Source organism: Streptomyces musisoli (genome assembly GCF_016741855.1).
Taxonomy (GTDB): Bacteria; Actinomycetota; Actinomycetes; order Streptomycetales; family Streptomycetaceae; genus Streptomyces; species Streptomyces musisoli.
The window spans coordinates 1-1536 of the sequence record NZ_JAERRH010000076.1; the positions used below are offsets into that span (position 1 = coordinate 1).

The 1536-nt window shown below is 72.3% G+C and carries 2 protein-coding genes; both read left to right on the forward strand.

Features of this window, described 5'->3' with window-relative positions:
* Positions 1 to 931 (forward strand): beta-ketoacyl reductase (locus JK361_RS40485; RefSeq protein ID WP_201828215.1); only part of this gene is annotated, 931 nt, incomplete at its 5' end.
* 47 nt (positions 932 to 978) lie between these two features.
* Positions 979 to 1536: beta-ketoacyl synthase N-terminal-like domain-containing protein (locus JK361_RS40490; protein ID WP_201828217.1), on the forward strand; the 558-nt coding region annotated here is incomplete at its 3' end.

Consider the following 1536-nt stretch of genomic DNA (forward strand, 5'->3'; position numbering starts at 1 on the left):
CCTCTTCTCGGGAGCGGCGGCCACCTTCGGAAGCGCCGGTCAGGCGCACTACGCGGCGGCCAACGTGTTCCTGGAGGCGCTCGCCGCCCACCGCGCCGCGGCCGGGCTGCCCGGAACCGCCCTCGGCTGGGGCTTCTGGGCCGAGCGCAGCGAGATGACGGAACACCTCGACGCGGTGGCCATGCGGCGCATCTCCGGGATCGGCCTGGCGGAGATGACGTCGGAGCAGGGACTGGAGCTGTTCGACGCGGCGGTGCGCGCGGGACGGACGTTCGTCCTGCCCGCCGCTCTGAACGAGGCGAGTCTGCGGGAGCAGGCCGCCGCGGGCACCCTGCCGGCCATCCTGCGGGATCTGGTCCGCAGGCCCGCCCGGCGGGCCGCGCCCGCTACGGAGGACGGTGCGGTCACGGACACCGCCACCCTGGCCGAGCGCCTGGCGGCGGCCTCCGAGGCGGAGCGGACGGAGCAGCTTCGCAACCTGGTCTGCGCCCAGGCCGCCGGGGTCCTCGGCCATGCGTCGGCGACCGCCGTGCAGCCGCACCAGACCTTCAAGGAGCTGGGCTTCGACTCCCTGGGCGCGGTGGAGCTGCGCAACCGCCTGATGCGGGCCACCGGCCTGCGTCTGCCCGCCACGCTGGCCTTCGACTACCCGACGCCGGCCGCACTCGCCGACTACCTGTGGGGCGAACTGCGGCCCGAAGAGGAGTCTCTGGCCGACCGGGTGCTGAGCGATCTCGACGAGCTGGAGACCGCGCTCGCCACCCTGGCCCCCGACGAGCAAGCCCGCGACCGCGTCCTGAGCCGGATGCGGCAACTCGTCGCCAAGCACCTGGGTGCCGGCGCGGAGGACGCCGACGAACCGTCGGGCGCGGACCGGTTCGGCGGGGCCAGCGACGACGAGCTCTTCGACTTCCTCGACAAAGGCATCTGACGGCGGGCGAGGCGACGGACTTCCATGACCTCAAGCAGGGGGAAAGAGTGAACACCGAGGACAAGCTGCGCTCGTACCTCAAGCAGGCTGCCGCCGATCTCCACGACACCCGTGAGCGCCTGCGCAAGTTGCAGGACGACGCCCACGAGCCGGTGGCGATCGTGGGCATCGGGTGCCGGTTCCCGGGTGGGGTCGGTTCGCCGGAGGATCTGTGGCGGCTGGTCACCTCGGGCACGGACGCGGTGTCGTCGTGGCCGACGGACCGCGGCTGGGACGTGGAAGGGCTCTACGACCCGGATCCGGACGCGGTGGGGAAGTCGTACTCGCGGTCGGGCGGCTTCCTGTATGACGCGGCGGAGTTCGATGCGGGGTTCTTCGGTATCTCGCCGCGTGAGGCGCTGTCGATGGATCCGCAGCAGCGGTTGCTGCTGGAGACGTCGTGGGAGGCGTTCGAGCGGGCGGGTATCGACCCGGCGTCGCTGCGGGGCAGCCGCACCGGCGTCTACATGGGCCTGATGTACCACGACTACGGGTCCCGGGCCGGCAAGGCACCCGACGAACTCGAGGGATACCTCCTCAACGGCAGCGCGGGCAGCATCGCGGCG